Origin of the sequence: Bradyrhizobium sp., from assembly GCF_049512235.1 — a bacterium.
In the GTDB taxonomy this organism is placed as follows: domain Bacteria; phylum Pseudomonadota; class Alphaproteobacteria; order Rhizobiales; family Xanthobacteraceae; genus Bradyrhizobium.
Window position 1 is genome coordinate 1 of record NZ_JBEKXH010000378.1, and the last position, 6,239, is coordinate 6,239.

The window sequence follows — 6,239 nt, forward strand, 5'->3', positions numbered from 1 at the left end:
GGCGGTCCCGATCGCGGCGCCGGCGACGATGGCAAAGTCGCCGTGCCGGCGCGCGACTTCGCGAAAGGCGCAGCGCTGCTGCCGAACCGGAAATGACACCGCCTCGATCAGTTCTTCGTCGGCGCGCGCGGTCGCCATCATGCCGGCGAAAAACGCATTCGCCGGCAGGCGCCGACGCCGCCTGGCGCTGCGTAAATGCACCTCGCCGCCAAGCGCCTGCAGCACCAGCGGCAATTCCGCGCTCGGATCGGCGTGCGCGATCGAGCCGCAAACGGTGCCGCGGCTTCGGGTTTGGGCATGTCCGGTCCACGGCAACGCCCGGGCGACGAGTGGCAGGCTGCGGACGAGTTCCGGCCACGCCAGCAGCTCGGCCTGGCGAACGCCCGCCCCGACCGTGATCGCCTCTCCCCGGCTTTCGATGCGCGCCAGTTCCGGCAATCGCATGATATCGATCAACGTCTTCGGCCTGGCGAGACGCATGTTGAGCATCGCCATCAGCGATTGGCCTCCGGCCATGATGCGGGCGTCGCCGCCTTCCTGCTCAAGCACATCGAGCGCTTCATCGAGATGCTCGGCGCAGACATAGTCGAACGCGGCGGGCTTCATGAACGCGCTCCAAACCAGCGCCGCAGCTTTGCCAACGGCGATGCGCGCGACTCCACCGGTGTGCCGGCGGCATGGCGCGCCAAGCCTGCGAAGAACTGGCCGATGATGACGCGGGCGGCGCCGTCGAGCAGCCGGCCGCCAATGCTGGCCACCTTGCCGCCGATATCCGCCTCGTAGGCATAACGGATCGAGGTGCCGCCGTTGTCGAGCTCCGTCAGCGTGATGCGTCCTTCGCCAGCGACGGATCCGAGGGCGCCTTCGGCGGAGCCGCCGAGCGTCAGCGCGTGGGGCGGGTCGAGGTCGGACAATTCCACGTCGGCGCGATATCGCCCCTTGACCGGACCAATGCCGAGCGTCACCTCGGCGCGGAAATGGCTGTCCGAGATCTTCCGGACCTCACGACATCCGGGAATCGTCGCCTGCAGTGTCGCGGGGTCGAGCAGCATGGCCCAGATCCGCTCGACCGGAGCTCCGACAATGGCCTCGCCTTCGCCGCGCAGGTTGCGATCGTCCCTTCGCTTGACCTCGGTTTTGGCTGCGACGCGGCCGGCCGGCGCCGCGGCCTCGGCGCCGCGCACGAGATTCGCCAGTTTGGCCGGGACCAGCGGCAGCTCGAGGTCTTCGGCGCCCAGCGCGTCAGCGACGGCATTGGCGATGCAGACCGGCGTCGACATGCAGTTGCCCTCGCCGACGCCCTTGGCGCCGAGCGGCGTGAACGGCGACGGCGTCTGGATGTGGAGAATACAGGGATCGATGACTTCTTTCGTCGTTGGCAGCAGATAATCGGCGAAGGTTCCGGTCAGGAAGTTGCCGTCGGGCGCATAGGCATATTCCTCGTACAGCGCGGCTCCGACCGCCTGGGCGAAACCGCCGCGAATCTGGCCGTCGACCATGCCGGGATGCAGAATGGTTCCGCAGTCGTGCATGGTGACGTAGCCAGCGATCCGCGTTTGCAGCGTGGTGCGATCGATCTCAACGCCGCAGTAATCGAAGATGAAGCCGTGGCAAAGCGACGAATTGACATGGTCGTCGTCGTCGGGCGCGGTCAGTTCCGGCGGGCTCCAGAACACGGTTTCGCGGATCGTCTGCCCGACGCCATCTGGCAGCGCGGCAGGTGACCAGTGACTGAGCCCAGCGACCCGCGAGAACGATAGTTTGTTGTCCGGATTGCGACGCGAGCCGACCTGGCCGGCGGAGAAAACGATGTCATCGGCATCGGTATTGAGCTGGCTCGCCGCAATCCGCGCCAGCCTTTGCGCGATTCGGGCGGCGGCGAGCTTGGCGGTGCCGGCGACGGCGGGCGCGAAGCGGCTGGCGTAATTGCCCGAGGCGATCGACCAGGCGTCCTTGCCGGTGTCGATTTCGGTGTTGACCCTGATGTCGCCTGGCGTGAGGCCGAAGATGTCGGCCACGACCTGCGACAGGACGGTGCGATGGCCCTGCCCCTGCGGCACCGAGGCCACGTGGACGCTGACGCTTCCGAGCGGATCAATCGCGACCGTTGCGGTGGCCTGGGCGCCGTTCTTCGGCCCGGCCTTGCGGCGTTCGGCCGGCGTCAGCACGGTGGTGATGTAGCCCATATTGGAGACGCTGGGCTCGACCACCGCGGCATAGCCGATACCATAAAGGCGGCCCTGCGCGCGGGCGGCGTCGCGACGCTTCTTCAGCTCGGCGAGGCCGCCCTCGCTGACGCCGGTTCTGATCGCCTCCTGGTAATCGCCGGAATCGAGCAGCGCGCCGCTGGCGGTCCGATATGGAAAGGCCTCGCTTGGGATGAGGTTGCGCCTGACGATGTCGAGCGGGTCGCGACCCAGCCGGAGCGCAATCCGCTGCACCAGGCGCTCAAGCGCGAAATAGACCTGCGGGCCGCCGAAACCGCGGTTCAGCCCGGTCGGCGTCTTGTTGGTGACCACGACGCGATTGCGGACCTTGAGATGACGGATGTCATAGGCGCCGGTCAGATTGCCGTGCATGCGATACAGCGTCGCCGGTTCCGGCGCACGCAGATGCGCGCCGCAATCCTCGACCTGGTCCCAATCGAGCGCGAGGATGCGGCCGTCGTCGGCGACCGCGGCACTGAGCGTGGTCGCGCGGTTGGTGGCGGAGACCGAGGCGGTCAGGTGCTCGATCCGGTCTTCGATCCATTTGACCGGCCGTCCGGCAGCGCGCGCCGCCGCTGCCACCAGCACGATGTAGGGGAAGATGCCCTGCTTGACGCCGAAGCTGCCGCCGGAATCCGGCGGGGTTCGCAGCCGCAGGCGGTTGCCCGGAACCCGCAGCGCCCGCGACAGCACCGCATGAATGCTGAACGGGCCCTGGAAGTTGGCCAACACATCGTAGGCGTCCTCGCCCGCATCATACTCAGCGATTACGCCGTAGGTTTCGATCGGGGTACAGGAATTGCGGGGGTAGCGGATGTCGATTCCGATGCGACGGGTCGCGGCGGCGAAAGCCGCCTCCGGATCGCCGTAACGAAAGGTGCGGTCGCTGGCGACGTTGCCGGCGAAGCCGTCGTGCAGGACGGGCGCATCCGGACCCAGCGCCGCCAGCGGATCGACCACGGCCGGACGCACCCGGTATTGCACCTCGATCAGGTCGACGGCGTCTTCAGCCAGGTAGCGATCGGTCGCTGCCACGATGGCAACGGGTTCGCCGACATAACGCACCCGCCCGACCGCGATCGGCCAGCATTCGACCGCAGCCTTGACTCCGACAACCAGGCTCGCGGTCAGCGCCGTGACATCCTGGCCGAGAAGAACGGCGGCGACGCCGTGTGCGCGCTTCGCCTCCGAGCTATCGACCGCGACAATATCCGCATGCGGGTAAGGCGAGCGCAGGATGGCGGCGTGCAGCGTGCCGGGACGAACCCCGAGATCGTCGATAAATCGGCCGCGTCCGGTCAGCAGCGCGGCGTCCTCGACGCGCGGAATCGAGCGTCCGACCCACAGCGAGCCGGGCCCGTCGCTGGCGATGCTGTGGCTGGCGGCATCCGCCATCCCAAAATCCTCCCGCCTTGGGCGCCGTTGGAGACTTTATTCGGCCGCGCCCAGCCCAGGACATACCAGCCGATCTCGCGACTTACCATTCCGTCTCATTTGCACGCTGTGTGCGGCGCAGCATCAACTCGCGAGCCGGGAAACGTTGCGAAACTCGCGCGGGCTCACGCAGGCATGATTGCGGAAGAAACGTGTGAAGTGTGCCGGCTCGGCAAAACCAGGCTGGTTGCCGATCTCGCGAACACTCGCCGACCTGTACAGCACCGCGTCGACCGAAAAATCATCCCTTCAGCTTGACTCGATGGATCATGTTCGAACAATGACCTCAGGCGTCGTAGATTGCGTTCCGCATCAGCCGGGCGCCGACCGCATGAGCAATCAGCCTTGAATGCCGTTGATCTCAAAAGCAGTGCGACCCGGGCGTGAGAATACGGTGAGCTTGGCGTCGAGCCGTCGTACGAACGCCTTCACGACCTGCATTCCGAAGCCCTTGCTCTGATCGATGTCAAAGCCCTCCGGGAGACCGCGACCCTCGTCTGAGACTTCCAAACGCCATCCGCCGGAGGTCCGTCTGAAGTCAACGGCGACACTTCCAGGGTGTCCCGGCGGGTAGGCATACTTGAAGCTGTTTGCTACAAGTTCCGCCACCAACATGCCCATCCCGCTCGCGATGTCGGAACGGAGCTTGGTGCTTTCAGCGGTAACATCGATCGCGGTGATTTGGGCGGGCGCGGTGTGTTTGAGGCTTTCGCACAGCCTGCGCAGAAAGGCGTCAATCTCGATCTCTTCCAGACTGCCTGTAAGGTGGAGTTGTTTGTGTACCGTGGCGATAGCGAGCACCCGGTTGCTGGCCATATCGAGTTGCGCTTTGGTTTCCTCGCTTGATGCGGTTCGGCTCTGGAGAGCCAGAATTGATTGCACGAGCTGCAACGAATTCATGAGACGGTGATCGCCCTCGCGCATCAGCGTTTCTCTTTCCTTCGCCAGTTCTTCGGCTTGCACTCTGGCAACGTGCTCGGTGGCGATGATCCGGCGCAACTCAAGCAGTTTCATCACTTGATTGGCCATCAAGCGCAAGAAAGCCTTTTGAGTCTCATCAAGCTCGCGCGGCTTGAAATCGAGCACGCAAACCGTGCCGAGCGGAAAGCCTTCGGGCGTTTGCAAAAGCGCGCCCGCATAGAAGCGAAAATGCGGATCGCCGACGACCAGCGCATTATCGCAGAAGCGATGATCAAGCATCGTATCGGGCACGATGAAAAGGCCCGGTTGCAAAATCGCGTGCGCACAAATCGAGCTGTCGAGCGGCGTTTCACGGACGCCTAGTCCGACTTCGGCTTTGAACCATTGGCGGCCTTGGTCAATGAGATTGACGACGGAGATCGGCGTGGCGCAGACGGCAGACGCGACTGTCACGACCTCGTCAAAATCGGCCTCGCGGGGTGTGTCGAGGATGCCGTAGCGCCGAAGCGAACCAAGGCGATATCCTTCGGCAGCATGCAATTCCGCTTTCACCGTTCGCTCAGCCTCTCGTCCGTTTTGCCCGCCACCGTGCATTGGCAACCGTGCATAAGATGGCTTCCATGTCTATCCAGTTCAAGCGCGAAACTATATCTAACTCATTATGGAACCAAGTTTAATCTCGCTGCTTTGCTTCCTTGGAGGCGCGACGCGTGAGGCTGATGGAGACCAAGCGGCCTGTCGTATTGATCGTTGAAGATGAGTTCCTCATCCGCATGGATGCGATCGATATGGTCAAAGCCGCCGGTTTCGATGTTCTGGAAGCTAACAACGCCGACGAAGCAATAGCCATCCTCGAGGATCGGCTCGATGTTACGGTTGTCTTCACCGACATTCAAATGCCGGGTTCAATGGATGGCCTGAAGCTGGCTGCAGCGATCAGGGGCCGCTGGCCGCCGATCAAAATCGTCGCGACCTCGGGAATGGCGGAGATCACCAAGGAGGACCTACCCTCCGGGAGTCGGTTTATTCCGAAACCCTACAGCCCACGAGAAATCGTAGAAGCGTTGCGCGAGTTGACGATCCAAACGTCCACGGAGGCAACCATGCCGAAGCCGGAGCTCTCGCCCGAAGGCCTCTGATTCGGCTTGTCACCATCGCCGACGGGCGACCACCACGCCTAACAGGAACGCGACCAGGAGGGAGCCAAGTGGCGCTTCGCGTGTCATATTGCTGAGGACACTCAACGGCATTCCGGGTTTTCGACCCGCTTTTATGGCGCCGTGAACGCGATCGACTGTTCCTTTCACTGCTTCCGAGATTTCCGCGATGGCAGACTTCCGGTCCGGAGCAGGATCCAGGCCTTCATAGAGGACCGGAACAAGCGGGCTGTCTTCACTCACCGTTATTCTCCGTTCTGGCTAATCCCGTTCCGGCAGCCCGGCCCAGCCGTAGGTTGGGTTGAGCGTTTCGCGAAACCCAACATCTTGGCTTCGAACTGCGAATGATGGGTATCGCTGCGCTCCACCCATCCTACGAGCTCCGTTCCGGCAGCCGGGCCCAGCTCGTAGGTTGGGTTGAGCGCTTCGCGAAACCCAACATCTTCGCTGGAACTATGAATCATGGGTATCGCTGTGCTAGGCTCGCCGGCGAAAGTCCATGCCAAGCCGCGCCGCGGCG

The 6,239-nt window shown here is 63.7% G+C and carries 6 protein-coding genes and 1 pseudogene; 1 reads left to right on the forward strand and 6 read right to left on the reverse strand.

Going from position 1 to position 6,239, the window contains the following annotated elements:
• The 4 genes and pseudogenes from ABSG20_RS26825 to ABSG20_RS26840 form a co-directional block, all read right to left on the reverse strand.
• A partial coding sequence (locus ABSG20_RS26825; protein WP_423867506.1) for an FAD binding domain-containing protein occupies positions 1-606 on the reverse strand: 606 nt, incomplete at its 3' end.
• A complete protein-coding gene (locus ABSG20_RS26830; RefSeq protein ID WP_423867507.1) occupies positions 603-3,602 on the reverse strand; it encodes a xanthine dehydrogenase family protein molybdopterin-binding subunit in 3,000 nt (999 codons plus the stop codon). The genes ABSG20_RS26825 and ABSG20_RS26830, both read right to left, overlap by 4 nt.
• Before the next feature lie 123 nt (positions 3,603-3,725).
• A pseudogene (locus tag ABSG20_RS26835) lies at positions 3,726-3,821 on the reverse strand (AraC family transcriptional regulator); the annotation flags it as partial.
• A 159-nt stretch (positions 3,822-3,980) separates the two neighbouring features.
• Positions 3,981-5,114, reverse strand: a complete 1,134-nt coding sequence (locus tag ABSG20_RS26840; protein WP_423867508.1) for a sensor histidine kinase — start codon at positions 5,112-5,114, stop codon at positions 3,981-3,983.
• 167 nt (positions 5,115-5,281) lie between these two features.
• Here ABSG20_RS26840 and ABSG20_RS26845 point away from each other — a divergent pair, with 167 nt between their 5' ends.
• The gene (locus ABSG20_RS26845) at positions 5,282-5,701 is read left to right on the forward strand and encodes a response regulator (RefSeq protein WP_423867511.1); all 420 of its coding nucleotides are present in this window, start codon (positions 5,282-5,284) and stop codon (positions 5,699-5,701) included.
• A gap of 9 nt (positions 5,702-5,710) precedes the next feature.
• Here the strand turns inward: ABSG20_RS26845 and ABSG20_RS26850 are convergent, their stop codons facing one another.
• A complete protein-coding gene (locus tag ABSG20_RS26850) occupies positions 5,711-5,962 on the reverse strand; it encodes a hypothetical protein (protein WP_423867509.1) in 252 nt (83 codons plus the stop codon).
• Positions 5,963-5,964: 2 nt separating this feature from the next.
• Positions 5,965-6,239: hypothetical protein (locus tag ABSG20_RS26855; protein ID WP_423867510.1), on the reverse strand; the 275-nt coding region annotated here is incomplete at its 5' end.